This is a genomic window from Caloramator fervidus, from assembly GCF_900108045.1.
GTDB classification, from domain to species: Bacteria; Bacillota; Clostridia; order Clostridiales; family Caloramatoraceae; genus Caloramator; species Caloramator fervidus.
This window is the reverse complement of sequence record NZ_FNUK01000003.1, coordinates 61,430-87,440: the sequence shown is the minus strand read 5'-3', so window position 1 is coordinate 87,440 and position 26,011 is coordinate 61,430. Positions and strand designations below refer to the sequence as shown.

The window sequence follows — 26,011 nt, the reverse complement described above, 5'->3', positions numbered from 1 at the left end:
CTTAATTTTTAGGGCTCTTTTTGCTTGGTTTTAAACTTTTAGGTTCTACAAGTATTTTATTTAAAGGAAGTCTAATTATTGAGTCGATTATATCGGAAAACCTAAATGGTGTGGCAGGTGAAAAATATGGTACGCCAAATGTTTCTAATTTAGTAAGTTGAATTAATGAAAAATAAAAACCTATTAAAAGGCCGAAAAAGCCAAACATTTGCCCTAATATAAGCATAGGAAATCTTATAAATCTTATAGTTAAAGCCATTTGATAATTTGGAATTATAAAAGTTGATATAACAGTTATAGCTACAATAAAAAGAGTAACATAGCTTACTAATCCTGCTTTAGTTGCAGATTCACCTATTACTATACCTCCAACTATAGCTAAAGTAGTTCCTACAGGGTTAGGAAGGCGTATTCCACCTTCTCTTAATATTTCTACTGCAACGTCCATTGCTAGTATTTCTAAAAGGGGAGGAAGTGGTATGTTTTGTCTTGAAGAAATAATAAGGGACATAAGTTTATAGGGAAATAGTTCTGGATTATAAATTAGAAGAACTAGATATATTGGTTCAAGAATCATAATTGTAATTATAGCTATAAACCTCATTATTCTTGAAAAATTTGCTATGATAGTCCTTTCTGAATAGTCTTCAAAACCTTGGAAAAATTCTAGAAAGGTTGCAGGAAGAATTAAAACAGTTGGTGATTCAGCTATAAATATTGCAGCCTTTCCTTCTAGCAAATCAAATACTACTTTATCTGGTCTTTCTGTGCTTTTTGTTAAAGGAAATATATTATAGTGCCTGTAATCTAAAAACTGTTCTAAAAATCCAGTTGATATTAAAGCAGGAGCATTTATATTTGTGATTTTTGATTTTATATTAGTCAAGACAAGCGGATCGATTATTCCATCTATATAAGCAAGAACTAATTCTGTTTTTATTTTATCTCCTACTATATACCTTTCAAATTTTAAGTTTGGATTTTTTACTTTCCTTTGAAGTATGGTTAGGTTTAAATTTAAATTTTCAGTAAAGCTTTCCCTAAGTCCATATATTGACTTTTCATTCGTAGATTCTTGTATTTGTCTATAATTATCATTTATTGTATTACACACTAAAGCTGTATCGTAATTTTCAACAAGGATTACGGTTTTGCCGTTTAGTAATTCATAACAGATATCTGGAATTGAGTTAGTTACATTTATATCCGAGGAAAATATATATTTTTTTGGCATATCATCTAGTAGATTTTCGGATTTTATGTGATTTTTTATAGTTAATAAAGGTTTAATTATAGTTTCTTCTATTACATTTTTGTCTGCTATTCCGGATATAAATAAGATATAACATTTATGTTCTTTAAAAATTATTTCTCTTTTTATAAAGTTTAAGTTGCTGGGGACGTTAGCAGATATTACATCTAAGTTTGAATATATATTTTTTGTTAACTTTTCAATCATTCTATTCACCTACCTTATTATCCTGCCGCTAGATAGTATTTTTATTTTAGCTTGAACGTTGATTTTGGAGTTTTTAAAATTATCTTCAACATATTTTTGTTTATCCTTTCCTAAAATAGCAATTGCATATTTTTGAATATCAAAAGCATCAAACTGGTAATTATTTTTATATTTGTCTGATATTTCTTGAAGCTTTTTTGAAATCTCTTTAGAATATTTTTCTTCTAATTCTGTTATTTTTTCTTTAGATAACTCTAAAGAGTTATCTATGTTTGCTTCTTTAATGGATGCATATATTAAAATATTGATATTGTAAACTATATTTTCATCATCATAATCGACTTTTATTTTTCTTCTGCTTTGACATGCTATATCAAATGATTTAGATGTTTCACTGGTAAAGGAAAGAAAACCTTGAGCTTTGTCATTTCTTAATATGTTTACATATTTTGCTTCCTCCTCTGGTATAACAAATATCATTTTGTCATCTTTGAAAACTGCAATTCCTCCTAGTTTTATGGTGTCTTTAAACTTTTCTACGTAAGGAATCATTATATGCCTTCCTTCTTGATAATACATATTAAATAAGTCTTTAATAGTTACATCATTTTGGGTAAAGTTAGCTTCAAAGGAGGATTTTATAAGATCTTCAATTTCTTCTGACATTGTATTGCTATCTTTGGGGTTCATTTTTAATATGTTTTCTGTACTTTGTTTTGATACTGCAACTGTTGTATTAAGATTTCTTTCTTGATCCCTTAAAAAAGCATCTATAATATCTGATATTCCATATTTTGCTCTATTTTCGCTGATAAGTAAAAGTCTTATAGTTCCAGGAAGATGTTTTCGTTTAGTTATTAAAAGTCTTTTGTTATACATATCGAATATAGAAGTTCCTTCTGTTGTAACTATCATTTTGTCTATTATGTTTTGGCCTTTAAATACTGTAAATTCAAAGGTAGAGGACAGCTTCTTATTTGATTTTAGATCATGACCTACCCCTGAAATTATTGATGTTCTTTCAATAGGTGCTTTATTATAACAGGATGAAAAAATAAAAATAAATAAAACTATATAACTAATTTTTTTCAAATATCTCACCCCGTTTTAGATAACTAAGAATAAAAGTTAAGAGGGTATAAATTATTATTGTATAAACAAGATAGGGCATTACTATATCTATTACCATAGAACGGTTGTGTTCTGGAATAAGTATTGATGAAGTAAAAATTATTAAAAGGCATGTAAAAAGACAACATCTGTTATAAGAATTTTTAATTATAAAGGATAAAGTATATGACATACCAAAGCATCCAACTGCTAAGGTTTGAAATATTTTATTTCCCCAAAGAAAAATAAACAAAGGTTCAAAGTTAGATAAAATAGGAAGGTCTGCTGCAGAAACAAGATAAAGCAAAGGATATTGAAGTTTTGAAGTTAATACATAACCACAATAACTTATAGTAAGAATAACTGTCACGCTATAAAGAATTATCGTTATTAGACTACCCTTTATTCCAGAGGCTAACACATTTTTAGTGTCTGTAACAAATGGGATTATAAAAAGGCTAATTTCTACTCCAGAATATGAGAAAAATGTTTTAGGAATAGCCTTTATTATTGAGTTAGTGTTGCTGATTATAGGCAGTAGGTTGGTTGAATTACCTTTGTTTATAAAGTAAATAGGGATTATAAGCAGTAAAATAGTAAGATAAAATAAAAGCTCTGATAATCTTCCAATATTTGTTAGACCTTGGTTTATTGTAAAGTAAATGAGCACAGAAGTCAGTACAATTATTACATATGGAGATAAAAACTTTGTTGTAGAAAAAGTCAAAACATTAGTAAATCCAGAAAGTACAAAAGATGTAAAGAATGTAAAATTAATAAAGAAAAATATTGTAAATATGTAAGCTAAAAACTTACCATAAATTCTTCTGTTGATTTCAAAAAATTCATTGAAGTTCATGTTTTTAAAAATAATAGTAGTTAAAGTTACTACAAATATAGGATAAAATCCTCCTAAAAACGTTGATATCCATCCAGATTGCTGTGCTTCTTTACAAACTTCTGATGCTAAAGATAATATTCCAACTCCTATCATTGAATTTTGAATTATAAACATATATTGGTTTTTTGTTATTTGATTGTTATATTTAAACATATCTATCACCTTTTTATATTTTGTGCAAAATATTTTATTTTATGTTTAGAATGAATAATAAATTAGTTATGAGTAAAAATATATTTAAGAATATTTATTATGGGGGTAAAAATATGGCAAGCAAAGAGCAATTAAAAGCTGTTGCGAGAAGCTGTAGCTATTATAAAACAGAAGGAATGTATAATTTATCAGTTTATCCAGAAAGAAGTTGTGAAAACTGTGTAAATTGGGATGGTCAAAGATGTAAAATAAATGCTTTTGACAATGTATTAACAGGACTTGACCAAACGTAGAAAATGCCCTAAAAGGATTACCTTTTAGGGCTTAAAATTTTATAGTATAATAAAAACAAAACATTAGAAAAGATTAGAAAAGAGGTGTGGTATGGTTTTAATAATTGATAATTTTGATTCTTTTACCTACAATCTTTATCATTATTTTTTGATTTTAGAACAAGATGTTATAGTAAAAAGAAGAGATGAAATTACTATTAAAGATATAAAAAAATTAAATCCCGATTACATTGTTTTATCACCAGGTCCGGGAAGTCCAAAGGAAGCTTATCTGCCTTTAGAGGTTATTGATTTTTTTAAAGGCCAAAAACCTATTCTTGGCGTTTGTCTTGGACATCAGTGTATAGGTTATTATTTTGGCGGAAGGATAGTTAAAGGATTACAGCCTGTTCATGGCAAGGTACATGAAGTTCAACATTTTAACAAAGGAGTTTTTAAAGGTCTTAAAAATCCTTTGAAGGTTACAAGATATCATTCTCTTGTTATATCCTGTGAAGAATTACCTAAAGATCTTGAGGTTACTGCTTTAACAAAAGAAGGGGAAATAATGGGGATAAGACATAGAAAATATAACATAGAAGGGGTGCAGTTTCATCCCGAGGCTGTTTTAACTGAGCAGGGTTTAGACATGTTAAAAAATTTTTTAAGGAGTGGAAGATATGTTTAGAGAATATTTAGATTTTGAAGTGGATGCATTTTTAGCATTTTTAGAGTTAAGAAAAGGTTATTCGATGCTTTTAGATAGTAGATATCAGTTAAAAGATTATGGAGATTATTCAATAATTCTTTTTAATCCTAAAATGATTTTAAAACAAAAGAATCAAAGGGTTTTCATTTTAGAAAAAGGTTTAGAAAGGGAAGTAAAAGAAGATTTGCTTGATGTTTTAGATAAATATATAGAAGTTTATAAAAGTCCCAGTGATCTAATTTTTAATGGAGGATTTGTTGGTTATTTTTCTTATGATTTTGGTATGGAGCTTTGTAAAGTAAAAAGAAAAAATCCTTCTTATGTAAAGTTACCGGAAGCTTTTTTTGCTTATTATGATGAATATATTATTATAGATCATAAAAACAAGAATACGATTATTAATACCTCAGATCCTAAGATTGTTGAAGTATTAAAGAGGTTAAAAAATGAAGAATATCCTTTAAAAGAAATAGAAGGTTTAACTTTACTATCCAATTTTACTGAAGAGGAATATAAAAAGGGAGTTGAAAAGGTAAGGGAATATATAAGACAGGGGGAAGTTTATCAGGTAAACATATCTCAGCAATTTTTTGCAAAGGGAAAGGTAGATCCTTATAATGCTTATGCAAAGCTTAGAAAGGTAAATTATGGGCCTTATAATGCTTTTTTAGAAGTTGATGGAGGTTTTGTTTTATCTACTTCTCCAGAGCAGTTTATTAGAAAAAGAGGTCGGTATATAACTACAAGACCAATAAAGGGAACAACTAAAAGAAGCTATAATAAAGAAGAAAATGAAAAATTAAAAAGCATGCTTTTACAAAGCGAAAAAATAAAATCTGAACTTTTGATGATTATAGATCTTGAAAGAAATGATTTATCTAAGATATGTATTCCAGGTTCTGTTGAAGTTAAAAGCTTGTTTGAAGTTGAAGAGTATGCAACGGTTAATCATTTGGTTTCAACAATTCAGGGTAAGTTATTAGATTGTGTAAAATTTAGTGATATTATAAAAGCTATGTTTCCTGGAGGTTCTATTACAGGAGCTCCAAAGCTTCGTTCTATGGAGGTTATTGAGGAAATTGAAAATGTTTCAAGAGGAATATATACAGGTTCAATAGGTTATATTTCAAATAATGGAAATTTTGATTTTAACATTGCGATACGAACTGTTGTTATTGATGACTGCGGTATTTATTATAATGTAGGTGGGGGAATAGTTTGGGATTCAGATCCTAAGGAAGAGTATGAGGAGACCCTTCATAAAGGAAAAGCTATATATAGTACTTTTTCAAAATAATTTTAAGGAGAAGGTATTATGAATTTTGATAAAAATCTTTCTTTTGGAATGGTTCCTTTTGAAACGTTGTATTTTTATGATTATAAAATAGAGGATATTGATAAACATTATGTGAGGTTGAAAAGGACCCATAGAATTTTAAATATAAGTTTTAATATAGGTTATCAAAACTTTTATGATATGTTGTATAAATACATATATGAAAATAATCTTTCTAGTGGGGTTTTAAAGGTTGTATGTTATAATGATGAAATTAATATTTTTTATAGAAAGCCACATTATACCAAGGATATGTTTCAAAGAGGACTAAAGTTAAAAATATCAAAAGTAGTTAAGAGTAAAAGAAATATATTTAATTACATAAAAACTTTTAATTATGGAATAAATTATATAGAGGATATAAAAGCTAAAAAAAAAGGATATGATACGGCTTTGTTTTTAAATGAAAATAAGGAAGTTTGTGAGACTTCCTATGCTAATATATTTTTTGTTTATGATAAAGAAATATTTACTCCCCATCTTTTAAGTGGAATACTAAGGGGAATTATGAGGGATAACGTTTTGAGTTTTTTTAAATCTAAAGGTTATAAAATAAATAAGACCTTTATCAGATATGAAGATATTAAGTACTTTAAAGAATGTTTTTTGACAAATTCTGTTATGGGAGTTATGCCTGTTTTTAGCATAGATGATATATTATTCAAAGAAAGATATTCGATAGATTTAATTCTAAAGTCTAAAAAATTTTTTAGGGAATGGATTAAGTAGTAGGGGGGAATGGGTTGAATTATATAAAAAATAAATTGCTAGGAGACTTAAAGGGAAATGCCTATGCTTGTATTATATTTGAACCTATGTGGGCTATATTTGGAGGAATGATATTTTTCTATCAACCATTGTATATGAAAAGTTTAGGATTAGATGAAATAGAAATTGGATTTTTAAACTCTTTTATAACTGGTTTGATGGTTTTTACATCTTTTATAGCAGGACCTATTACCGATAGATTAGGTAGAAGAAAGACAACCCTTCTTTTTGATTTGATATCATGGAGTGGTTCGATGCTTGTTTGGGCAATTTCTAAAAATTTTTATTTTTTCTTACTTGCAGCTTTTTTAAATTCTTTTCAAAAGGTTTCTTATACTTCTTGGACATGTCTTGCGGTAGAGGATACTGAAGAAGAAAAAAGAATTCGATTTTTTAGCTTAATAATGATAATTAATTTAGCTTCAGGGATTTTTACGCCTTTGGCAGGGCTTTTAGTAGATAAATTTGGAATTGAAAAAGCTATGAGACTTATATATTTTTTAGGCTTTATAAGTATGACTTTAATGTTTTTAGGAAGGCATAAATTAACTTGTGAAACAAAGATAGGTTTGCAACTTATCAAAAAGCATAGGAATATTTCTTTAAAGGAAAAAATTAAAGATTATAAAGATTCTATGTTATATTTTGTTACTAATAAAATTACATTTTTAGTATTTTTAATTATGTTACTTACATATCTTCAAAATTCTTTTTTATACTTTCAACCTATATACTTAAAAGATGTTCTTAGCATGACAGAATCTGAAACAGCCTTAATACCGGGATTATCAGCTTTGGTTAATTTATTAATTTATTTTGGATTTATGGATTTTTTAACCAGGAAAGGAGAAATTAATAGTTTAATTTTAGGTTTGTTTTTAAATATGTTGGGGATTTTTGTATTTATATTTGCTAAGCCCCAATTTTATATTCCCCTTGTTTTTAGCACAATTTTAATGGCAGCAGGAAATTTAATAACAATTACCTTTAGGGAAACTTTATGGAATAATGTAATAGGTAAAGAAGAGAGGGCAAAGATTTTTTCTGCAACTCAAGGGCTAATAGCCTTAATTTCAATTCCTTCTGGCTATTTTTCAGGATGGCTTTACAGTATAATGCCTATATTTCCTTTTGTTGTAAGTCTTGTTTTATATAAGATGGCTCTTTATTTATCTTTTAAAATAAAAATACAATTTAAAGATAAAAATTAGTAAATTTTAGCATATCAAGGAGGATAAGTATGGAAATATTACGAAATGTAAAACTTAAATTATTCTTTAAAGTAATTCTTAAAATAACATTATTTATTTTATTGGTTATAAATGGTCTTATAATTATTCTTGGGTTATTAAGTCTTAATAAGAGTGTTTCTTTTTATATTGCTACGTTTATTGGCTTGAAGTATTTATATTCAAAAATAAAAGGTTCTATTAAAGAGCAAAAAGAAGGACAAAAAAATAATCAAGATTTGTTTATAGATTCAATGAGTGAAGAAAAACGAAATATATTTGATGAATATATAAAAAGATTTATTCTTATTAAAATTAAGCCATTTTTACAACAGCAATCAGAAGCACATTTGAATAAAGGAAAGTTAAATATTAATTATGATAATTTTTATCTAGACTTAGAAAGATTAAGGATTTTACTCAAAACTGAGGAAAACATAGATATAGAAGAAAAACAGTTAAAACAATACTTGGAAACATCAATAAAAAATGTTCTAGTTCAAGATTTTAAAGAAGGAATCCACAAAATAAGTGGAGATGTTTTCAAAGATGTTATTTATAATTTGGGTAAAAATGCTTTTTTACCATATAATATAATGTGTCTTTCTATGTATGTGGGAAAAGATGCAAAAGAGGTAAAAAAAATACTACATTCAGCACGATTAGAAGTAGAAAAGGAAAAAGAGCTTGAAAAATTTAAAAAAGAAATAGGATTACCAGTAACTTCAAAATATTTTACAATGGATTATGTAGATACGTTAAGTGGGTATGATTTTGAAGAATTCTTAGAAAATTTATTTAAAGAATTTGGATTTGTAGTAATTCATACAAGTTTTTCAGGAGACCAAGGTGCAGATTTAATTGTAGAAGCAAAAAATAAAAAAATAGCAATTCAAGCTAAAAATTACTTAGGAAGTGTTGGTAATTCTGCAGTTCAAGAAGTAATAGCAGCTAGAGATTATTATAAATGTGATTTAGGAATGGTTATTACAAATTCATATTTTACAAATTCAGCCATTTCGTTAGCAGAAAAAACGAATGTAATTTTGGTTGACAGAGATAAATTAAAAGAAATTTTAGAAAATGGGAAAATGGCATTTTTAAGTTTAATTTATTAATCTTTCTTTTAGGGGGTTAATAGTTAAATTTAAAAAACTTTTAAGTGAAGTATTCTATTTTAGAATTTGGAAAGTATTTTTTAATTTTTTCATAAAAATACTTTTTTAGTTCATTTGATATTTCTTTTTGGTAGACATATTTGTAGTATCCATATGGTCCCCATTTTTTTAATCTTTCGTTTTCGTTAAGGTTAAGTTTGGTTTTTGGAAAGCGTTTTAGGATTATATCCTTTGATTTTAGTGTAAATCTAAATTGAATTAGTTCAAAGGATATTTCTTTATTTTTAAATTCTTCAAGCTTTCTTTTCATATAGGAGAATAAATTTTCATAATCTTTTTTCCATCCTTCATAGACAATTATTGGGGCAATTATAAATCCTGTATTATACCCTGAACTTAGGATTTTATATGCTGATTCTATTCTTTCTTCGAGGCTGCTTGTGTTATGTTCAAATGTGTTTATTATATAATCAGTATTTATACTAAATCTTATTTTTGTGTTGTTATTGTGATTTATATTTAAAAGGGAATCAATATTTGTAAATTTAGTAACCAATCTTAATTTTCCATAAGTTTGAGTTGAAAAAAATTCAATAGTTTTTTTTACAGAACCAGTTATATGTTCAACAGAAATAGGATCACTGATGCTAGAAAGTTCAAACGTAGTAATTTTAGGTCTGTTATTATCTATATATTTTTGTATGTTATCAAGTATTTCATCTATATTAACATAGACTTTTATATAAGGCGAACATGCATGTTTTGTTTGTAGATAGCAATACTCGCATATTCCGGGACATCCTGAAACAAGGGAAAATTGGTAGTCTGCTGAAGGCTTACAGGTTTCAAGTTTTTTGTTTTTATTAACGCTAAGAATTAAAGTTTTTTTAGATATGGCAAAAAACTGCTGTTCATTTAGTTTTTTAAAAGTCTTTTTAAAGTTTTCTTCAAAGATTGGTATGTTGTTGTTTTTAAATTTTTCTATTATTTCATGAGTTAGTTTATATTTTAATGCATCTTTCTCAATAAATATTTGAGAAGGTATAAATTTTTTCATTATCATCACCTGGTTTTATTTTGTGATAGTTTTAGCTAATTTATTGAAGAAAATAATGTCATTTAATATAATTTTCTTGTAGTAGTTTTTACTTTTTGGAGGTGTTTTATATTGCAAAAAGTATTTTATGTTGGCCTTGGAGGATTTATAGGAGCTTCATTGCGTTATTTAATATCTTTACAATCTTCAAAAATATTTAATTTTAATATTCCCATGGGGACATTAATTGTGAATGTATTAGGAGGCTTTTTCATAGGATTTATTATGGAACTTAGTTTATCTACGGACATAATATCGCCAGACCTTAGATTATTTTTAACTACAGGTATTTTGGGAGGATTGACAACTTTTTCAACTTTCAGTTATGAAACGGTGGGACTTTTAAATTCAGGATCGTATTTATGGGGAAGCCTTAATATTTTGTTAAACTTATCTTTAAGTCTTTTGGGAGTTGTAATAGGAAAGTTTTTATGTAATGTTATTATTTAGGAGGAGAGTTTATGAAATTAGAAGGAAGAGGAAAGTTATTAAAAATATTTATTGGAGAATCTGACAGATGGCATGGAGAAGCTCTATATCATGTTATTTTAAAAAAAGCTAAAGAATTTGGCCTTGCAGGGGCTACAATTGTAAGGGGCATAGAAGGATTTGGAGCAAATAGTAGAGTTCATTCTGCATTAGCTGAGGTTTTATCCCATGATTTGCCCATAGTAATTGAAATAATTGATAAGGAAGAAAGAATAAATGAATTTATAAAGGTAATCGAGCCTATGATAACTGAAGGTTTAATTGTGATTATGCATGATGTAGAGATTATTAAGTATACAAAATCTAAATAATTTGGGGGTATTATCTTGAAGGCAGCTATAATATATTTTTCAGGAACAGGAAATACAGAATATGTTTGTAAGCTTTTTAAAAAGTATTTTGAAGAAAACGGCGTAAGTTGTGTTTTAATTGACGTTTCTAAAAAAAAGCAGTTAAATGATGATTATGATTTTTATATTTTTGGTGCTCCAATTCATTCAGAATTATTTCCAAAAAATTACGTAGACTGGGTTAAACAGAATATAAAACAAGGGGATAAAAAATGTATAATATTTTCAACGCAGGCTTCAGATAAAGCAGCAGGTCCTTTTGAAATTTTTAATATTTTAAAGGAAAAGGGATATAAAGTTTTAATTCAAGATTTTATTTCTATGCCTAACAATTATTATGTAGTTGCTTTTAAAAAACCAACGGAGGAGGATATCAAAAAAGCAAAGCAAGAGGCAGATAAAAAAGTTAAACTATTGGTTAAAAAATTTTTAGATGATGAGATAAATATAGTTAAAGTAAGTAAATTCAGATTTAAGCTAGCTAAAATAGTATATAAAATGTTTTATGAATATTCTAAAGGATGGGCAAAGAGAAATCTTTCAGTTGACATGAAACTTTGTGTGAAGTGTTTAAAGTGTGTAAAAAATTGTCCTACTAAAAATATTAAATTTAGCAATGATAAATTCGAGTTTCAAAATAAATGTATATCCTGTCAAAAATGTCTGCACGCTTGCCCAACAAATGCATATATTTATAAAGGTAAAAGGATAGATCAGTATAAAATATAGCCATAGAACAAGTTTGTTCTATGGCTTATCTTTGTTTTTTCTATTCCATTGCTATCTGGTGTAATAGAGGGTAAAATATTTTTAAAATTTTCTTAATTTATATGTTTAACCTAATAATAATTTTAAAAGTTATAAAATTGTAGTATAATGTAGTATGAATTTATATAAAAGAGGTGAATTTATGTTTATAAAAATAGATGGCTTGGATATATACTACAAAAAAGCAGGAAGTGGTAAAAAAGTTATATTGCTTCATGGATGGGGCGGAAGAGCAGATAGCTTCTTACCTGTTTTTAATTATTTATCAACAAAATTTGAAGTATATGCAATAGATTTTCCAGGATTTGGACTTTCATCTTTACCACCAAAACCTTGGGGAGTTTTAGATTATACTCAAATGCTTTATAAGTTTTTTGAAAAACTTCAAATAGACAAAGCTAGCTTAGTAGGACATTCCTTTGGTGGAAGAGTTTCTATAATGTTTTCTTCTTTATATCCTGAAAGGGTTGAAAAAGTTGTTCTTGTTGATAGCGCAGGCGTTTTGCCCAAAAGAACATGGAGGTATTATTTAAAAGTTTATAAATTTAAACTTTTAAAGAAATTATATCTTTTATTTAATGGAAATAATAAAGAAGCTGTTGAAAAATTTTATAGAAAGTATGGTTCAAAGGATTATAAAAATGCAGGGCCTTTAAGAGAAACCCTTGTAAAGGTAGTAAATGAGGATTTAAGAGGATATCTTCCTAAGATAAAAGCTCCAACTCTTCTTGTTTGGGGAGAAAAGGATGAGGATACACCACTTTATATGGCAAAAATAATGGAAAATGAAATACCAAATGCATCGCTTGTAGTATTTAAAGAAGCAGGGCATTTTTCTTACCTTGATAACATAAATGAATTTAATGCTATAGTTTCAAATTTCTTGAAAGGAAGTGATTAGGTTGAAGGTTTTGATATTTGTTTCTATTTTGTTTTTTGCATTTGTTTCGATTTATTATAATAGGTTTTACCTTCATATGGCCCAGCTTGTAGGATATAAACCAAATGAATTTTTAAATTGGATGAATAAATATGATAAAAATAATTTAAGAAGAAATACTATACTTTTATTTTTGCTTTTTATATGTTATTTATTTCCTCAAAGAACAGGAAATATTGTTTTGCTGACTGCATGGATTTTAATAAGTTCGATTAATATTTATACCCATTATAAAACAAGAAAAAAAGCTAAGAAGCCTTTAAAATTTACATACAGAGCTATAAGATTATTTACTTGTGCTCTTTTTGTTAACTTTATTTTGGCTTTTTTAACTTATTTTGTTTTTAAATCTTTTCAAGCATTTTTAAATGGCCTTATTTTAATTCAAGTATTTATTTCTTACTTAATGTTATTATCTTTAAAGTTGATGCTTCCTATTGAAAAACTAATTCAACAAAAGTTTATAAATGAGGCAAGAGAAATAATAAGAAGAAGAAAAGATCTTTTAGTAATTGGAGTTACAGGAAGTTATGGAAAAACTAGTACAAAGTATTTTATAAAAACAATACTTTCAGAAAAATATAATACTATAATGACCCCAGAGAGCTATAACACTCCAATGGGGGTTACTAAAGTAGTTAGAGAACAACTTAAGAATGAGCATGAAATTTTTGTTTGTGAAATGGGAGCACGTTATGTTGGGGATATTAAGGAGCTTTGTGAAATTGTATATCCTAAAATAGGAGTACTAACAGCGGTTGGACTTCAGCATCTTGAAACTATGGGTTCTAAAGAAAATATAGCAAAAACTAAGTATGAGTTGATAGAATCTTTACCTGATGATGGAATAGCATTTTTTAATGGAGATAATGATATATGTTTTGAACTTTCAAAGAAGAGGAATATAGAAACTTATGTTTATGGAACCTCAAAAAAAGAAGGAATAAATATTTATGCAACTGACATAAAAAATACTAAAGAAGGTTTAAAATTTACTGTCTGTGGAAATGTTGATGGAAGATGTGTTAATTTTGAATGCAAAACAAAACTTTTAGGAAGGCATAATGTAAATAATATTTTAGCAGGAGTTGCTGTTGCTTTAAAACTTGGCCTTTCAGAGGAAGAAATTAAAAGAGGAATAGAAAAAATAGAACCCGTTCCTCATAGATTACAAATACTAGATACAAATAATGGAATTACAGTTATAGATGATGCTTTTAATTCAAATCCGGAAGGAGCTTCCCAGGCTCTTGAAGCTTTAAGTGAGATGGAGGGAGGAAAAAAGATAATTGTAACTCCAGGGATGATTGAACTTGGAGATGCAGAGTGTGAAGAAAATAAAAAGTTTGGAAAGAAGATAGCAGAGGTTTGTGATTATGCTATTCTTGTTGGTAAAAGAAGAAGTATTCCTATAATTGAAGGATTAAAAGAAGAAAATTATAAAGAAGATAGAATAATTGTTGTTAATAGCCTTGATGAAGCAACTAAAGTTTTAAGTAAGATAGTTCAGTTTGGAGATATTGTTTTGTTTGAAAATGATTTACCTGATAATTATAATGAAAATTAAGGAGGATAGAGATGGAAAAGAAAAATGTGTTAGTCATGTTTGGTGGAAGAAGTGTTGAACATGAAGTATCTGTAATTACAGGGCTTCAAGTTGTTGAAAATATTGATAAGGAAAAGTATAATGTTATTCCATTGTTTATTACAAAACAGGGAGAATGGTATACAGGGGATGTTTTACTAGATATAAAAAATTATAGAGATTTAAATGAACTTTTGAAAAAAGCAAATAGGGTATATATTGAACCTATACCAAACAATCCTTATTTAAAATTTTATCCTGAAAAAGGTTTATTTAAAAGAACTAAAGATCCAATAAGAATAGATGTAGTTTTCCCTGCACTTCATGGGACACATGGAGAGGATGGAACTATTCAAGGGCTTTTAGAACTTTGTAACATTCCTTATGTTGGAAGTGGAGTTTTAGGTTCTGCAGTTGGAATGGATAAAATAATTATGAAGGATATATTTAAGGCAAATGGAATCCCGATAGTAAATTATACTTGGTTTTTAAGAAAGGATTATATAAATGACAGTGAAAAAGTTTTAAAGCATATAGAAGAGAAATTAAAATATCCTATGTTTGTAAAACCTGCAAACTTAGGCTCAAGTATAGGAATATCAAAGGCAAAAAATAGGGAAGAGCTTATAAATGCAATTGAAATTGCTATAAATTATGATAGAAAAGTAATTGTAGAAGAGGCAGTAAATAATCCAATGGAAATTAATTGTTCAGTAATAGGTTTTGATAATGATTATCAGGCTTCTGTTTTAGAGCAGCCTGTTTCATGGCAGGAGTTTTTAAGCTTTGAAGATAAATACCTAAGGGGAAATAAAAACTCTGGTATGAAAAGTGCAGAGAGAAGAATTCCAGCACCTATTGAAGATGCTAAAGCAAGTGAGATAAAGGAACTTGCAATAAAGGTATTTAAATGCTTGGATTGTTCAGGAATTTCAAGAATTGATTTTCTTGTTGAAAAGGATACCATGAAGATTTATGTAAATGAAATAAATACAATGCCAGGGTCTATATCTTTCTATTTATGGGAACCAACAGGAATAAAATTTAAAGATCTTATAGATAAGTTAATAGGATATGCTATATTAAAAAATGAAGAACATAACAAAAACATATATGTGTTTGATACTCCTCTTCTTAAAAAGGCAAGTTCAGGGGTAAAAGGAGGAAAAATATAAAAGAGGGAACTAATTTGTTCCCTCTTTTTTAATTAGGTTTTTATCTATAAGGTCACAGGCATGTCCCATAGGGCATATCTGACACCAGCTTCTTGGTTTAAATATTATTCCAATTATTATTCCTACTAAAAGGGATAGTGACATAAATCTATAAATAGCAAAAGCTATTTTTGGAATATGTCCATGTGAATGGGAAAGCGCAAGGCTTAGTAAAGAAATCATTAGTATAAGTAATATGTTTTTAAAAGTTTTACTTCTCATAAAGTTTGGAAGTGTGTTATTAAAGGATATATGTTTTAAAAATTTTCCAAGCAGTGATCCTCTTGGACAATAATGGGAACAATGAATTTTTCCTCTACCTCTTAAGGCGTGATATAAAGGCATAGTCATACATATTATACCAAAGAGTCCAAGTATTCTATAGAAGTATCCTAATATTATAAATGATGCTAATATTATCCATGACCAACTTTGATGATTTGTTCTTTTTTGCATTTTACGTCCCTCCTTTAAAATTTAAGCAAGATTAATTATACTTATACCGGGTATATGTGTCAAGGTTTGAAATAAATTTTGAAAATTTATTATATTTAGTTTAAAATAGTTTAAGAAGGAGGGAATTTAATGGAAGGAAAAGAAATTTTAAAGGATTTGAGTAATTTTAGTGCAGTTTCAGGAAGTGAATTTCAATTACATGAAAAGCTTGAAAATATATTTAAAGATTTAGTAGATGAAATAAAAAAAGGAATACTTGGAGATTTTATAGCAGTAAAAAAGGGGGAAGGGGAAAATAGGTTAAAGGTGTTGTTAACTGCTCATGCAGATGAAATTGGTCTTATGGTTACTGATATTGATGATAGAGGTTTTGTTCACTTTACAAATGTAGGAGGAGTCGATCCTAAAACTTTACCTGCTCAGGAAGTTATAATTCATGGAAAAGAAAAAGTTTTTGGTGTAATAGGAGCAAAACCTCCTCATGTATTAACTGATAAGGATAGAAAAAAGTCTATTAAAATTGATGAAATGGTTATAGATTGTGGGATGACAAGGGATGAATTAGAGAAATTAATAAGTGTAGGAGATTTTATAACAGTAAAAAGACATTCTATTGGGCTTTTAGGAGATTTTATAACAGGAAAGGCCCTTGATAATCGTTCAGGAATTATGGTGCTTTATGAATGCGCTAAAGAGCTTAAAAATATAAAACATTCTTGTGATGTTTACTTTGCTGCTACAAGCTTGGAAGAAAGAGGACTTTTAGGCATAAAAACTACTGCTTATGAAGTTAGTCCTGATATTGGTATTGTTGTTGATGTTACTTTTGCAGATAAATATGCAGATTCAGATATACAAATAGAATGTGGAAAAGGAGTTGAAATTACAATAGGTCCTAATATTCATCCTGAGCTTTCTGAAAAACTTATAAAAATTGCTGATGAATATGCAATACCATATACAATAGATGTATCGCCAGCATCTACAGGAACAGAAACTTGGAATCTTCAAATATGTCAAGAAGGAATACCAACTCTTTTAGTGTCTATTCCTATAAGGTATATGCATACATCAACAGAGGTTGTCAATTATAAAGATATAATTAGAGCAGCAAGACTTTTGGTATTGTTTATTTCTTCTTTAAAGGATTGGGGTGATATTTATGCTTAAAAAACTAACAGATGCTTTTGGAGTATCAGGATGTGAAAAGGAGATAAGAAATTTAATAAAAGAAGAAGTAAAAAATTTTGGAGATGTTTATATAGATAAACTTGGCAATTTAATAGTTCATAAAAAAGGAAAAGGAAAAAGGGTTATGCTTGCAGCTCATATGGATGAGGTTGGGTTTATAGTTACATCAATTAAAGATGATGGGAAAATAAAGTTTGCTCCTGTTGGAGGCATAGATTCAAGAATCTTAGTATCTAAAAGGGTTGTTTTTGGAAGAACAAAAATAAAAGGAGTTATAGGATACAAGCCTATACACCTTCAAAGCGAAGTAGAAAAAAATAAAGCAGTTGATATAAAAGAACTTTTTATAGATATTGGTGCTACAAGTAAAGAAGAGGCTTTAAAATATGTTAAAATTGGTGATTATGCAACTTTTGAGAGTGAATATGTTGATATGGGAAGATATATAAAAGCAAAGGCACTTGATGATAGAGTAGGATGTGCAATACTTATAGATGTTTTAAAAGAAAATTATAACTTAGATTTATATTGTGTTTTTACCGTTCAAGAAGAAGTAGGCCTTAGAGGAGCTACAGTAGCTGCTTATAGCATTGAACCGGAAATAGGACTTGTTATAGAGGGAACTACTTGTGCAGATTTTGTAAAAGATGAAAAGGATTTTATTACTCAAACAGGAAAAGGACCTGCCATTTCAGTTATGGATTCTTCATCTATTGTTAATGAAAGGTTGTTTAAAAGAATAATAAAAGTAGCTGAATATTACAAAATACCTTATCAATTAAGAAGAGGCACCGTAGGAGGTAATGATGCAGGAGCTATTCATAAGTCAAAAGTAGGTTGTATAACGGCAAGTATATCTGTTCCAACAAGATATATACATTCTCCTATAAGTATGATAAATAAGGATGATTATGAAAATACTTTAAAGTTAGTTAAAAGGGTTTTAGAAAGTTTAGAAAAGGAGGAGTTATAATGGAAATTTTAAAAAAATTAGTTTCAATATATGGACCATCAGGAAGAGAGGATATGGTTGCTGAATTTATCATAGATAATATAAAAGATTATGTTGATGAGATACAAAAGGATGTTTTAGGAAATGTTATAGCTATAAAAAAAGGGAAAGGTAAAAATAAAATTATGTTAGCTTCCCATATGGATCAAATAGGTTTTATGGTAAATTTTATTGATGAAAATGGTTTTTTAAGATTTTCAAATGTTGGTGGTATAAATCCTTATTCGCTTTTATTTAAAAGGGTTGTTTTTAAAAATGGAGTAGAAGGAATTATAGCAAAAGAACAAAAGGCAGATATAAAAGAGCTTTCAATGAAGGATCTTTTTATAGATATTGGTGTAGGAAATAAAGAAGAAGCTAGCAAGAAGGTCCAAGTAGGAGATTTTGCAGTTCTAAAATCTGATTTTAAAGATCTTGGAGATGTATTAGTTGGTCCTGCTTTTGATGATAGATTAGGTTGTTATATTTTAATTGAACTTGTTAAGAATATAAAGGATACGGATAATGATGTTTATTTTGTATTTACAACACAAGAAGAAGTAGGCCTTAGGGGAGCTAAGGTTGCTGCATATAAAATCCAACCTGATTTAGCTATAGTTGTAGATGTTACATCAACAGGAGATACACCAAATTGCAATAAAATGGTAGTAAAGCTAGGAGAAGGTGCTGCGATAAAGATAATGGATAGAGGATTTATTGTTCATCCTAAAGTAAAAGATTTATTGGTAAGTATAGCTGAGGAATATAATATAAAATATCAGTTTGAAATATTGGATTTAGGAACTACAGATGCAGCAGAAATACATGTTTCAAAGGCTGGAGTTCCAACTGGAGTTGTATCTATTCCGACAAGATATATTCATTCAGATAGCGAAATGGTTAGTAAAAAAGATATAGAAGCTGCAATTAATCTTTTAATTAAAGTTTTAGAAAAGGCTTTTAATTTGTAACAATTTTTATAATTCTTTCATATTATAGAAATTGTAATAGGGTTTTTAAGGGGTTTATATGCCGGGGGATATAAAAAAGGCTATTAACTTTTCTGCAAGTGAAAAGTATCCTGAGCCTAAGATTGAAAAGAAAAACTTTTACTATGCTAATTTACTTTTAGAAGACTATTCTGGTATAGTAAGTGAACTTTCAGCAGTAATGCTATATGTTTATCAACATATACTTTCTGAGGATGAGTTTAAGGATTACGCTGAAGTTTTATCAGGAATTGCCATAATTGAGATGAAGCATTTAGAACTTTTAGGAGAAACTATAAAGCTTTTAGGATTAAAGCCTATTTATGCTGTTCCTTATATGGGTCTTTATTATCCATGGAATTCAAAATTTGTAAATTACGAAACAGATATAAGCAAAATGATAGATATAGACATTGAATCAGAACAGCAGGCTATAAATCAGTATGAAAACCACAGGATGTTAATAAAAGATAAGTATATAAAGGAGCTTTTAAGTAGAATAATAGAAGATGAGAAGCTTCACCTTAAAATATTTAAAGATTTAAAGAAAAAATATGATAAAGGCTAATGTTTTTCATTAGCCTTTATTGATTTAAGCAATTTATTGTTATAAAATTTATAATAAATTTTGTTAGTGGAGGTAATAATTATGAAAAATATTACCCTTGATTATTCTAAAGTTTTGCCTTTTGTGAAAGTTGAAGAAATTAATAATTTAGAGTCACAAATTAAAGATGCCCATGAAAAATTACATAATAAAACAGGTCCAGGCAGTGATTTTTTAGGATGGGTAACTTTGCCACGAGATTATGATAAGGATGAATTTAAAAGGATATTAAGGGCAGCAGAAAGAATAAAAGAAAATTCAGATGTTTTTGTTGTTATAGGGATTGGAGGTTCCTACTTAGGGGCAAGAGCTGCAATTGAAATGTTAAATCATACGTTTTATAATATTTTACCAAAGAACAAAAGGAAAACTCCAGAAATTTATTTTGTTGGAAATAACATAAGTCCTGTTTATATGCATGATTTACTTGAAATATTAGAAGGAAAGGATATTTCTGTAAATGTAATTTCAAAATCAGGAACAACAACAGAACCTGCTATAGCTTTTAGAATTTTAAAAGAATACATGGAAAGAAAATATGGGAAAGAAGAAGCAAGAAAGAGAATATACGCAACAACAGATAAATCAAAAGGAGCTTTAAGAAAGCTTGCAGAAGAAGAAGGCTATGAAACCTTTGTTATTCCTGATGATGTAGGAGGAAGATATTCTGTTTTAACTGCAGTTGGTCTTTTACCAATTGCTGTAAGTGGAGTTGATATAAAAGAAATAATAAAGGGTGCACAGGATGGTATGGATGAATATTCTAATTTAGATGTGTTTAATAATGCAGCTTACCTTTATGCAGCGATTAGAAATATTTTATATAGAAAAGGAAAAACTGTTGAAATAATGGCCAATTATGAACCAGGATTACACTATTTTGCTGAATGGTGGAAACAATTATTTGGTGAAAGCGAAGGAAAGGATGGAAAAGGAATTTATCCTGCATCAGTAGATTTTACTACCGATCTTCACTCAATGGGACAATATATACAAGATGGTTTAAGACATATATTTGAAACAGTTTTAAATGTAGAAAAACCAAGATATGATATTGAAATAATGGAGGATAAAGATAATATAGACGGTCTTAATTTCCTTGCAGGAAAAACTATGGATTTTGTTAATAAAAAAGCATTTGAAGGGACGGTTCTTGCACATACGGATGGAAATGTTCCTAACATAATTATAAACATTCCTGAACTTACTCCATATTATTTTGGTAAATTAGTATATATGTTTGAAAAGGCCTGTGGTATTAGTGGTTACATATTAGGAGTTAATCCTTTTGATCAGCCAGGAGTTGAAGCTTATAAAAAGAATATGTTTGCTCTTTTAGGAAAACCTGGTTTTGAAGAACAAAGGAGAAAGCTTGAAGAAATATTAGGAAGATAAGGTGCTTGACAAAATAAAATAATTTGATATTATAACAATAAAAGTTAATATTGATACTATGAAGGGGAGGAGTAGTTGAAACTCTCAATTTTAGCGAGCCGGTGAGGGTGGAAGACTGGCATTGAGGTTCAACGAAGGGCGCCCTGGAGTATTTAGCAGTAAAGTGGGCCATTTGGCCAATTAGGGTGGAACCGCGGAAGCTTAGCCTTTCGTCCCTTACGGGATGGAAGGCTTTTGTGTTGTAATATATAAAGGAGGGATATCATGGCTGTTGAAAAAACTATGGATAAGATAGTTGCGTTGTGCAAAAGCAGAGGTTTTATATTTCCAGGTTCTGAAATCTATGGAGGATTAGCTAATACCTGGGATTATGGTCCTTTAGGGGTAGAGCTTAAGAATAACATAAAAAAAGCTTGGTGGAAAAAGTTTATTCAAGAATCCCCTTATAATGTTGGAGTAGATTGTGCTATTTTAATGAATCCTCAAGTTTGGGTAGCTTCAGGACACGTTGCAGGTTTTAGTGATCCATTGATGGATTGTAGAAATTGTAAATCAAGGTTTAGAGCAGATAAACTTATTGAAGAATATATGCAAAATAACGGTATAGAACCTAATGCTGGTGGCTGGAGTAATGAAAAGATGATGGAGTACATAAAAGAACATCAAATTAAGTGTCCAGATTGTGGAGCCTTTGATTGGACAGATATTAGGCAGTTTAATCTTATGTTTAAAACCTATCAAGGGGTTACAGAGGACTCTAAATCTTTAGTTTATTTAAGACCGGAAACAGCTCAGGGAATATTTGTTAATTTTAAAAACGTATTAAGAACTTCAAGAAAAAAATTACCATTTGGAATAGGTCAAATTGGTAAATCCTTTAGAAATGAAATAACTCCAGGAAATTTCATATTTAGAACAAGAGAATTTGAACAAATGGAACTTGAATTTTTCTGCAAGCCAGGAGAAGATTTAGAATGGTTTGAGTATTGGAAGAATTTCTGCAAAAATTGGCTTTTAAGTCTTGGAATGAAGGAAGAAAATATAAGATTAAGAGATCATGAAAAGGAAGAGCTATCCCATTACAGTAATGCAACTACAGATATAGAATATAAATTCCCATTTGGATGGGGAGAACTTTGGGGAATAGCAGATAGAACAGATTTTGACTTAAAACAACATATACAACATTCTGGTGAAGAATTAGTTTATTTTGACCCTGAAACAAATGAAAAAATTGTTCCATATTGTATAGAACCATCAGTTGGAGTAGATAGAGTATTACTTGCCTTTTTAGTGGATGCTTATGATGAGGAAACGTTAGAAGATGGTGATGTAAGGGTAGTTTTAAGATTCCATCCAGCATTAGCTCCGTTTAAAGCTGCAGTTTTACCACTTTCAAAGAAGTTAGCAGACGGTGCAAAGAAGATATATGAGGATCTTTCAAAGGAATTTATGGTTGATTATGATGAAACAGGAAGTATAGGTAAGCGTTATAGAAGACAAGATGAAATAGGAACACCTTTCTGCATAACATACGATTTTGATTCTGTAAATGATAACATGGTTACTATAAGAGATAGGGATACAATGCAGCAGGTTAGAATTCCTATAAGTGAAGTTAAAGACTATATTTTAGAAAGATTGAAGTTCTAAGGGGTGGTTATATGGAGGGTAAGGCAGTTGTATTGTTTAAAAGAGAAAACAACATATTAACAGAGGAACTTGGAAGCTATGAAGTTGACACTGGATTACAGTTTATACAAAAAGCTTATGTAGAAAATAACATGTGCTTTATATATTTATCTACTGACAAAGATGTTACGGATGAACAGTATAATGAAATATTTGATCTTTATGATATGGAAAAATATGCTGATTTAGACGTTCAAATTGAAGAAGTAGAAGAATATAATCCTACATGGCTTGTAAAGTTTGAGTTTAAAGATAATCATGATTATGTAGAAGAAAAGATAAACTTAATATTATCACTCCATGAAAAGCAAATAAAAGACATTTACAATAAATTAGGAATAGAATAATTTAAGCCTCATCCTTAAAGGATGAGGCTTAATGTTCAATTATAATTTTAGTTTAGTTTAAAGGAGTGAATTTAATGAATAGATCAAAAAAGATGGTAATTTTGTGTCATTGTATATTAAATGCAAATTCTAAGGTTGAGGGTTTTTCAATTCATAAGGAAGTACAAAATAATTTAGTAAATCTTTTGATTAAGGAAAAATATGGAATAATACAACTTCCATGTCCGGAAGTTACTCTGTATGGAATTAGAAGATGGGGACATGTTAAAGAGCAGTTTGATACCCCATATTTTAGGGAACATTGTAGAAATATTTTTATGCCATATCTTAATCAGATAATAGATTACGTTAAAAATGGTTATGAGATTCATGCTGTGATTGGTATAGATGGTAGTCCAAGCTGTGGAGTAAACAAAACCTGTTCATCGACAAAATGGGGTGGAGAAGTTGGGGTAGAATTTGCAATAAATGAAAAAGTTAATGATTTAAAAATTATTCAAGGAAAAGGTGTTTTTATTGAAGAAATAGAAAATTTGTTGAACCAAAATAGTTTGAACATAAAGTTTTTAGGATTAGATGAAGAGAATTTGTCAAGCTCAAATAACATAATTGAACATTTAAAAAAGTGTAATTTATGATTAAAATAGTATAATCAGTTTTTATTAATATTATCAATTTAACATTAGCCCCTTAAGGTGTTAGAATAGCTATGTAATTAACTAAATGACGGGAGGGGCTAAAATGCAAAATAAGAAAATTTTTGTTTTAATATTAAGTGCCATTGCAGTAGCACTTAATATTGTTTTAGGAACGGTTGTGGGGATGTTAAATATACCTTTTATATTTCTAGATACAATTGGAACAATATTTATTGCTGCTTTGGTAGGACCGTGGAATGGAGCTGTAGTTGGAGCTCTAACAAATATAATTCAAGGTATGTTAACTAATCCAAAAGATATTCCATTCCTATTAGTAAATGTTGCTGTCGGTATTATAGTAGGCTTTATAACTAAGAAATATAGATTTGATATTAAGACTGCAATTATTACGGGGATTCTTTTAGCAGTTATTTGTCCACTTATTGGAACACCGATAGCTGTATGGATTTATGGAGGAATTACTGGGTCAGGAAATGACTTTATATTTGCTTGGTTAAGACAAACAGGACATTCAATATTTACTTCAGCATTTATTCCAAGAGTTACTGGAAACATAATAGATAAGGTTGTTTCTTGTGTTTTAGTTTCTGTATTGATTTTAAAGATTCCAAGTGAATACAGAAATAAGCTTAGTTCTAGTATTTAGAGATACATAATATTTTTACAAAAACATCTTTTAAACTTAGTAAGTTATTGACAAACTTAAGCACTTTATCAGATGCCTTCTTTTGAATGTTTTAGGGGTTAATTTATTTATATTTTTCAAATCTGGCATCTGAATAAAGTGCTTTTTGTATTGAAGTTTATTTGTAACTACAAGATTTAGCATATAATTTTGAATTAATATTTTATTCAAAAGTATTTTAAATTTAGAACTATTTGAATGTATATTGAAATTCATTTAATTTTATATTAAATTAAAATTTGTCGAATTAAAAAATAATTTGAAGGAAAGGAGAAATTATATGGAAAAACTGATTAGCTTACTCGGAATAATAGTTATTATAGGGATTGCTTATTTACTTTCAGAAAATAAGAAGAAGGTAAATTGGATTTTAGTTGCAAAAGGTTTATCAATTCAATTAATTTTTGCACTTATAGTTTTAAAGTGGCCTTTAGGACAGAGAGTATTTGATGTTATCAGTAGAGGCGTTACAAAACTTTTAGATTTTACAAGATACGGAACATCCTTCTTATTTGGTGATTTAATTAATTCAGAAAAGTTTGGAGTTATATTTGCTCTTCAAATATTGCCAACAATAATATTCTTTTCTGCACTTATGAGTATATTATATTACTTAGGAGTTATGCAGGCTGTTGTATCATTTTTAGCTAAGATAATGCTAAAGCTTCTTGGAACATCAGGAGCAGAGTCACTTTCTAATACTGCAAATATATTCTTAGGGCAAACAGAAGCACCATTATTAATAAAGCCATATGTAAGTGATATGACAAGATCAGAGCTTTTAACAATAATGGTAGGTGGAATGGCTACTGTTGCTGGTGGAGTAATGGCAGGATATATAGCAATGGGAATAAGTGCAAAACACTTAATGGCTGCAAGCTTAATGGCTGCCCCAGCAAGCTTAATGATATCAAAGATATTGTTACCAGAAACTGAAGAACCAAAAACAAAAGGTAAAGTTGATATGGAGTTTGAAAAGGTTGATGCCAATGTAATAGATGCAGCAGCCCGTGGTGCTGCAGAAGGATTACAGTTAAGTCTTAACGTAGGTGGCATGCTTATAGCATTTATAGCTCTTACTTACCTTGTAAATTATTTGATAGGTAAAATAGGATTTTTAATAGGTATAAGAGATTTAAGTCTTGAATGGATTTTAGGAAGATTATTTGCTCCACTTACATTTATAATGGGAGTTCCTCTTAAAGATGTAATTTCAGCAGGTAGCCTATTAGGGCAAAAAATAGTTATAAATGAATTCTTTGCTTATGCTAATTTATCTGAACTTATAAAGAATGGAGCATTACAACCAAGAACTATAGCTTTATTAACTTATGCTCTTTGTGGTTTTGCTAATATAAGCTCAATTGCAATACAAATTGGAGGAATTGGAGGACTTGCTCCAAACAGACGTTCAGATATTGCAAAATTGGGAGTTAGAGCTCTTATAGGAGGAACATTGGTTGGACTTTTAAATGCTGCAGTTGCTGGATTGCTTTTATAAA

28 protein-coding genes and 1 other annotated feature are annotated in these 26,011 nt (G+C 28.8%); of the genes, 22 read left to right on the top strand and 6 right to left on the bottom strand.

From position 1 onward, the window contains the following. Position 1: 1 nt before the first annotated feature. Genes C4R78_RS02180 through C4R78_RS02170 form a run of 3 tightly spaced genes read right to left on the bottom strand, consistent with a single transcriptional unit; the run spans position 2 to position 3,623 of the window. Positions 2 to 1,459, bottom strand: a complete 1,458-nt coding sequence (locus C4R78_RS02180) for a spore germination protein (RefSeq protein ID WP_103895461.1) — start codon at positions 1,457 to 1,459, stop codon at positions 2 to 4. A 9-nt stretch (positions 1,460 to 1,468) separates the two neighbouring features. Then, on the bottom strand, positions 1,469 to 2,551 hold the full coding sequence (locus tag C4R78_RS02175; protein WP_159945771.1) for a Ger(x)C family spore germination protein: 1,083 nt from the start codon (positions 2,549 to 2,551) through the stop codon (positions 1,469 to 1,471). Beyond that, positions 2,538 to 3,623: a GerAB/ArcD/ProY family transporter gene (locus C4R78_RS02170; RefSeq protein WP_103895459.1), complete on the bottom strand. Its 1,086-nt coding sequence runs from the start codon at positions 3,621 to 3,623 to the stop codon at positions 2,538 to 2,540. The genes C4R78_RS02175 and C4R78_RS02170 overlap by 14 nt, the downstream gene beginning before the upstream one ends. A gap of 113 nt (positions 3,624 to 3,736) precedes the next feature. Here C4R78_RS02170 and C4R78_RS02165 point away from each other — a divergent pair, with 113 nt between their 5' ends. The 6 genes from C4R78_RS02165 (at position 3,737) to C4R78_RS09440 (ending at position 9,055) form a co-directional block, all read left to right on the top strand. After that, positions 3,737 to 3,916: a hypothetical protein gene (locus tag C4R78_RS02165; protein WP_103895458.1), complete on the top strand. Its 180-nt coding sequence runs from the start codon at positions 3,737 to 3,739 to the stop codon at positions 3,914 to 3,916. Positions 3,917 to 4,007: 91 nt separating this feature from the next. Further along, a complete protein-coding gene (locus tag C4R78_RS02160) occupies positions 4,008 to 4,583 on the top strand; it encodes an anthranilate synthase component II (protein WP_103895457.1) in 576 nt (191 codons plus the stop codon). Then, complete coding sequence (gene pabB, locus C4R78_RS02155) at positions 4,576 to 5,901, top strand: aminodeoxychorismate synthase component I (RefSeq protein WP_103895456.1); 1,326 nt, start codon at positions 4,576 to 4,578, stop codon at positions 5,899 to 5,901. The genes C4R78_RS02160 and pabB overlap by 8 nt, the downstream gene beginning before the upstream one ends. An 18-nt stretch (positions 5,902 to 5,919) precedes the next feature. Continuing rightward, the gene (locus C4R78_RS02150; protein WP_103895455.1) at positions 5,920 to 6,669 is read left to right on the top strand and encodes an aminotransferase class IV; all 750 of its coding nucleotides are present in this window, start codon (positions 5,920 to 5,922) and stop codon (positions 6,667 to 6,669) included. Positions 6,670 to 6,683: 14 nt separating this feature from the next. Next, a complete protein-coding gene (locus C4R78_RS02145; protein ID WP_103895454.1) occupies positions 6,684 to 7,919 on the top strand; it encodes an MFS transporter in 1,236 nt (411 codons plus the stop codon). 29 nt (positions 7,920 to 7,948) lie between these two features. Beyond that, on the top strand, positions 7,949 to 9,055 hold the full coding sequence (locus tag C4R78_RS09440; RefSeq protein WP_207654261.1) for a restriction endonuclease: 1,107 nt from the start codon (positions 7,949 to 7,951) through the stop codon (positions 9,053 to 9,055). A 40-nt stretch (positions 9,056 to 9,095) separates the two neighbouring features. Here C4R78_RS09440 and splB read toward each other — a convergent pair whose 3' ends face one another. After that, entirely contained in the window at positions 9,096 to 10,112 is a 1,017-nt protein-coding gene (gene splB / locus C4R78_RS02135; protein ID WP_103895453.1) for a spore photoproduct lyase, read from the bottom strand. 111 nt (positions 10,113 to 10,223) lie between these two features. Here splB and crcB point away from each other — a divergent pair, with 111 nt between their 5' ends. From crcB to C4R78_RS02105, 6 genes are all read left to right on the top strand, one after another. Continuing rightward, positions 10,224 to 10,601 carry a fluoride efflux transporter CrcB gene (crcB, locus tag C4R78_RS02130; RefSeq protein ID WP_103895452.1) on the top strand — a complete coding sequence of 126 codons (378 nt, stop codon included), beginning with the start codon at positions 10,224 to 10,226 and terminating at the stop codon, positions 10,599 to 10,601. Positions 10,602 to 10,612: 11 nt separating this feature from the next. Further along, the gene (locus C4R78_RS02125; RefSeq protein WP_103895451.1) at positions 10,613 to 10,951 is read left to right on the top strand and encodes a DUF190 domain-containing protein; all 339 of its coding nucleotides are present in this window, start codon (positions 10,613 to 10,615) and stop codon (positions 10,949 to 10,951) included. Positions 10,952 to 10,966: 15 nt separating this feature from the next. Beyond that, positions 10,967 to 11,719, top strand: a complete 753-nt coding sequence (locus C4R78_RS02120; RefSeq protein WP_103895450.1) for an EFR1 family ferrodoxin — start codon at positions 10,967 to 10,969, stop codon at positions 11,717 to 11,719. A 181-nt stretch (positions 11,720 to 11,900) separates the two neighbouring features. Beyond that, positions 11,901 to 12,659 carry an alpha/beta fold hydrolase gene (locus C4R78_RS02115; RefSeq protein ID WP_103895449.1) on the top strand — a complete coding sequence of 253 codons (759 nt, stop codon included), beginning with the start codon at positions 11,901 to 11,903 and terminating at the stop codon, positions 12,657 to 12,659. Position 12,660: 1 nt separating this feature from the next. Continuing rightward, positions 12,661 to 14,265 carry a UDP-N-acetylmuramoyl-tripeptide--D-alanyl-D-alanine ligase gene (locus tag C4R78_RS02110; protein ID WP_207654260.1) on the top strand — a complete coding sequence of 535 codons (1,605 nt, stop codon included), beginning with the start codon at positions 12,661 to 12,663 and terminating at the stop codon, positions 14,263 to 14,265. An 11-nt stretch (positions 14,266 to 14,276) separates the two neighbouring features. Next, positions 14,277 to 15,458, top strand: a complete 1,182-nt coding sequence (locus C4R78_RS02105) for a D-alanine--D-alanine ligase family protein (protein WP_103895448.1) — start codon at positions 14,277 to 14,279, stop codon at positions 15,456 to 15,458. Between the two features lie 9 nt (positions 15,459 to 15,467). On the opposite strand, the gene C4R78_RS02100 is transcribed toward C4R78_RS02105, so the two are convergent. Further along, positions 15,468 to 15,953 carry a 4Fe-4S binding protein gene (locus tag C4R78_RS02100; RefSeq protein ID WP_103895447.1) on the bottom strand — a complete coding sequence of 162 codons (486 nt, stop codon included), beginning with the start codon at positions 15,951 to 15,953 and terminating at the stop codon, positions 15,468 to 15,470. A gap of 129 nt (positions 15,954 to 16,082) precedes the next feature. Here C4R78_RS02100 and C4R78_RS02095 point away from each other — a divergent pair, with 129 nt between their 5' ends. The 9 genes from C4R78_RS02095 to C4R78_RS02055 all read left to right on the top strand — a co-directional run bounded on the left by C4R78_RS02095 (position 16,083) and on the right by C4R78_RS02055 (position 24,470). Beyond that, the gene (locus tag C4R78_RS02095; RefSeq protein WP_103895446.1) at positions 16,083 to 17,123 is read left to right on the top strand and encodes a M28 family peptidase; all 1,041 of its coding nucleotides are present in this window, start codon (positions 16,083 to 16,085) and stop codon (positions 17,121 to 17,123) included. Then, positions 17,116 to 18,117: a M42 family metallopeptidase gene (locus C4R78_RS02090; RefSeq protein ID WP_103895445.1), complete on the top strand. Its 1,002-nt coding sequence runs from the start codon at positions 17,116 to 17,118 to the stop codon at positions 18,115 to 18,117. The genes C4R78_RS02095 and C4R78_RS02090 overlap by 8 nt, the downstream gene beginning before the upstream one ends. Then, complete coding sequence (locus C4R78_RS02085) at positions 18,117 to 19,106, top strand: M42 family metallopeptidase (protein WP_103895444.1); 990 nt, start codon at positions 18,117 to 18,119, stop codon at positions 19,104 to 19,106. Before C4R78_RS02090 ends, C4R78_RS02085 begins: the two co-directional genes overlap by 1 nt. A 58-nt stretch (positions 19,107 to 19,164) precedes the next feature. Then, on the top strand, positions 19,165 to 19,692 hold the full coding sequence (locus C4R78_RS02080) for a ferritin-like domain-containing protein (protein ID WP_103895443.1): 528 nt from the start codon (positions 19,165 to 19,167) through the stop codon (positions 19,690 to 19,692). A gap of 78 nt (positions 19,693 to 19,770) precedes the next feature. Next, positions 19,771 to 21,126 (top strand): glucose-6-phosphate isomerase, encoded by a 1,356-nt coding sequence (locus C4R78_RS02075; protein WP_479722859.1) that lies wholly within the window; start codon positions 19,771 to 19,773, stop codon positions 21,124 to 21,126. 49 nt (positions 21,127 to 21,175) lie between these two features. Further along, positions 21,176 to 21,346, top strand: a binding site (T-box leader). A gap of 44 nt (positions 21,347 to 21,390) precedes the next feature. Continuing rightward, the gene (locus tag C4R78_RS02070; protein WP_103895441.1) at positions 21,391 to 22,779 is read left to right on the top strand and encodes a glycine--tRNA ligase; all 1,389 of its coding nucleotides are present in this window, start codon (positions 21,391 to 21,393) and stop codon (positions 22,777 to 22,779) included. A gap of 11 nt (positions 22,780 to 22,790) precedes the next feature. After that, positions 22,791 to 23,165 (top strand): DUF6762 family protein, encoded by a 375-nt coding sequence (locus tag C4R78_RS02065; protein ID WP_103895440.1) that lies wholly within the window; start codon positions 22,791 to 22,793, stop codon positions 23,163 to 23,165. Between the two features lie 74 nt (positions 23,166 to 23,239). Continuing rightward, entirely contained in the window at positions 23,240 to 23,803 is a 564-nt protein-coding gene (locus tag C4R78_RS02060; protein WP_103895439.1) for a CD3072 family TudS-related putative desulfidase, read from the top strand. Positions 23,804 to 23,906: 103 nt separating this feature from the next. After that, positions 23,907 to 24,470, top strand: a complete 564-nt coding sequence (locus C4R78_RS02055) for a CD3073 family putative ECF transporter S component (RefSeq protein ID WP_103895438.1) — start codon at positions 23,907 to 23,909, stop codon at positions 24,468 to 24,470. 36 nt (positions 24,471 to 24,506) lie between these two features. Here C4R78_RS02055 and C4R78_RS09375 read toward each other — a convergent pair whose 3' ends face one another. Beyond that, positions 24,507 to 24,725 carry a hypothetical protein gene (locus C4R78_RS09375; RefSeq protein ID WP_159945770.1) on the bottom strand — a complete coding sequence of 73 codons (219 nt, stop codon included), beginning with the start codon at positions 24,723 to 24,725 and terminating at the stop codon, positions 24,507 to 24,509. A 64-nt stretch (positions 24,726 to 24,789) separates the two neighbouring features. Here C4R78_RS09375 and C4R78_RS02050 point away from each other — a divergent pair, with 64 nt between their 5' ends. After that, complete coding sequence (locus C4R78_RS02050) at positions 24,790 to 26,010, top strand: NupC/NupG family nucleoside CNT transporter (protein ID WP_103895437.1); 1,221 nt, start codon at positions 24,790 to 24,792, stop codon at positions 26,008 to 26,010. Position 26,011 lies beyond the last annotated feature (1 nt).

Coding starts and splice junctions, on each gene's coding strand:
- C4R78_RS02095 (WP_103895446.1), top strand. CDS start 16,083: ATGGAAGGAAAAGAAATTTTAAAGGATTTGAGTAATTTTAGTGCAGTT.
- pabB (WP_103895456.1), top strand. CDS start 4,576: ATGTTTAGAGAATATTTAGATTTTGAAGTGGATGCATTTTTAGCATTT.
- C4R78_RS09375 (WP_159945770.1), bottom strand. CDS start 24,725: ATGAATTTCAATATACATTCAAATAGTTCTAAATTTAAAATACTTTTG.
- C4R78_RS02160 (WP_103895457.1), top strand. CDS start 4,008: ATGGTTTTAATAATTGATAATTTTGATTCTTTTACCTACAATCTTTAT.
- C4R78_RS02180 (WP_103895461.1), bottom strand. CDS start 1,459: ATGATTGAAAAGTTAACAAAAAATATATATTCAAACTTAGATGTAATA.
- C4R78_RS02055 (WP_103895438.1), top strand. CDS start 23,907: ATGCAAAATAAGAAAATTTTTGTTTTAATATTAAGTGCCATTGCAGTA.
- splB (WP_103895453.1), bottom strand. CDS start 10,112: ATGAAAAAATTTATACCTTCTCAAATATTTATTGAGAAAGATGCATTA.
- C4R78_RS02170 (WP_103895459.1), bottom strand. CDS start 3,623: ATGTTTAAATATAACAATCAAATAACAAAAAACCAATATATGTTTATA.
- C4R78_RS02070 (WP_103895441.1), top strand. CDS start 21,391: ATGGCTGTTGAAAAAACTATGGATAAGATAGTTGCGTTGTGCAAAAGC.
- C4R78_RS02125 (WP_103895451.1), top strand. CDS start 10,613: ATGAAATTAGAAGGAAGAGGAAAGTTATTAAAAATATTTATTGGAGAA.
- C4R78_RS09440 (WP_207654261.1), top strand. CDS start 7,949: ATGGAAATATTACGAAATGTAAAACTTAAATTATTCTTTAAAGTAATT.
- C4R78_RS02165 (WP_103895458.1), top strand. CDS start 3,737: ATGGCAAGCAAAGAGCAATTAAAAGCTGTTGCGAGAAGCTGTAGCTAT.
- C4R78_RS02080 (WP_103895443.1), top strand. CDS start 19,165: ATGCCGGGGGATATAAAAAAGGCTATTAACTTTTCTGCAAGTGAAAAG.
- C4R78_RS02090 (WP_103895445.1), top strand. CDS start 17,116: ATGCTTAAAAAACTAACAGATGCTTTTGGAGTATCAGGATGTGAAAAG.
- C4R78_RS02060 (WP_103895439.1), top strand. CDS start 23,240: ATGAATAGATCAAAAAAGATGGTAATTTTGTGTCATTGTATATTAAAT.
- C4R78_RS02085 (WP_103895444.1), top strand. CDS start 18,117: ATGGAAATTTTAAAAAAATTAGTTTCAATATATGGACCATCAGGAAGA.
- C4R78_RS02100 (WP_103895447.1), bottom strand. CDS start 15,953: ATGCAAAAAAGAACAAATCATCAAAGTTGGTCATGGATAATATTAGCA.
- C4R78_RS02105 (WP_103895448.1), top strand. CDS start 14,277: ATGGAAAAGAAAAATGTGTTAGTCATGTTTGGTGGAAGAAGTGTTGAA.
- C4R78_RS02050 (WP_103895437.1), top strand. CDS start 24,790: ATGGAAAAACTGATTAGCTTACTCGGAATAATAGTTATTATAGGGATT.
- C4R78_RS02065 (WP_103895440.1), top strand. CDS start 22,791: ATGGAGGGTAAGGCAGTTGTATTGTTTAAAAGAGAAAACAACATATTA.
- C4R78_RS02115 (WP_103895449.1), top strand. CDS start 11,901: ATGTTTATAAAAATAGATGGCTTGGATATATACTACAAAAAAGCAGGA.
- C4R78_RS02150 (WP_103895455.1), top strand. CDS start 5,920: ATGAATTTTGATAAAAATCTTTCTTTTGGAATGGTTCCTTTTGAAACG.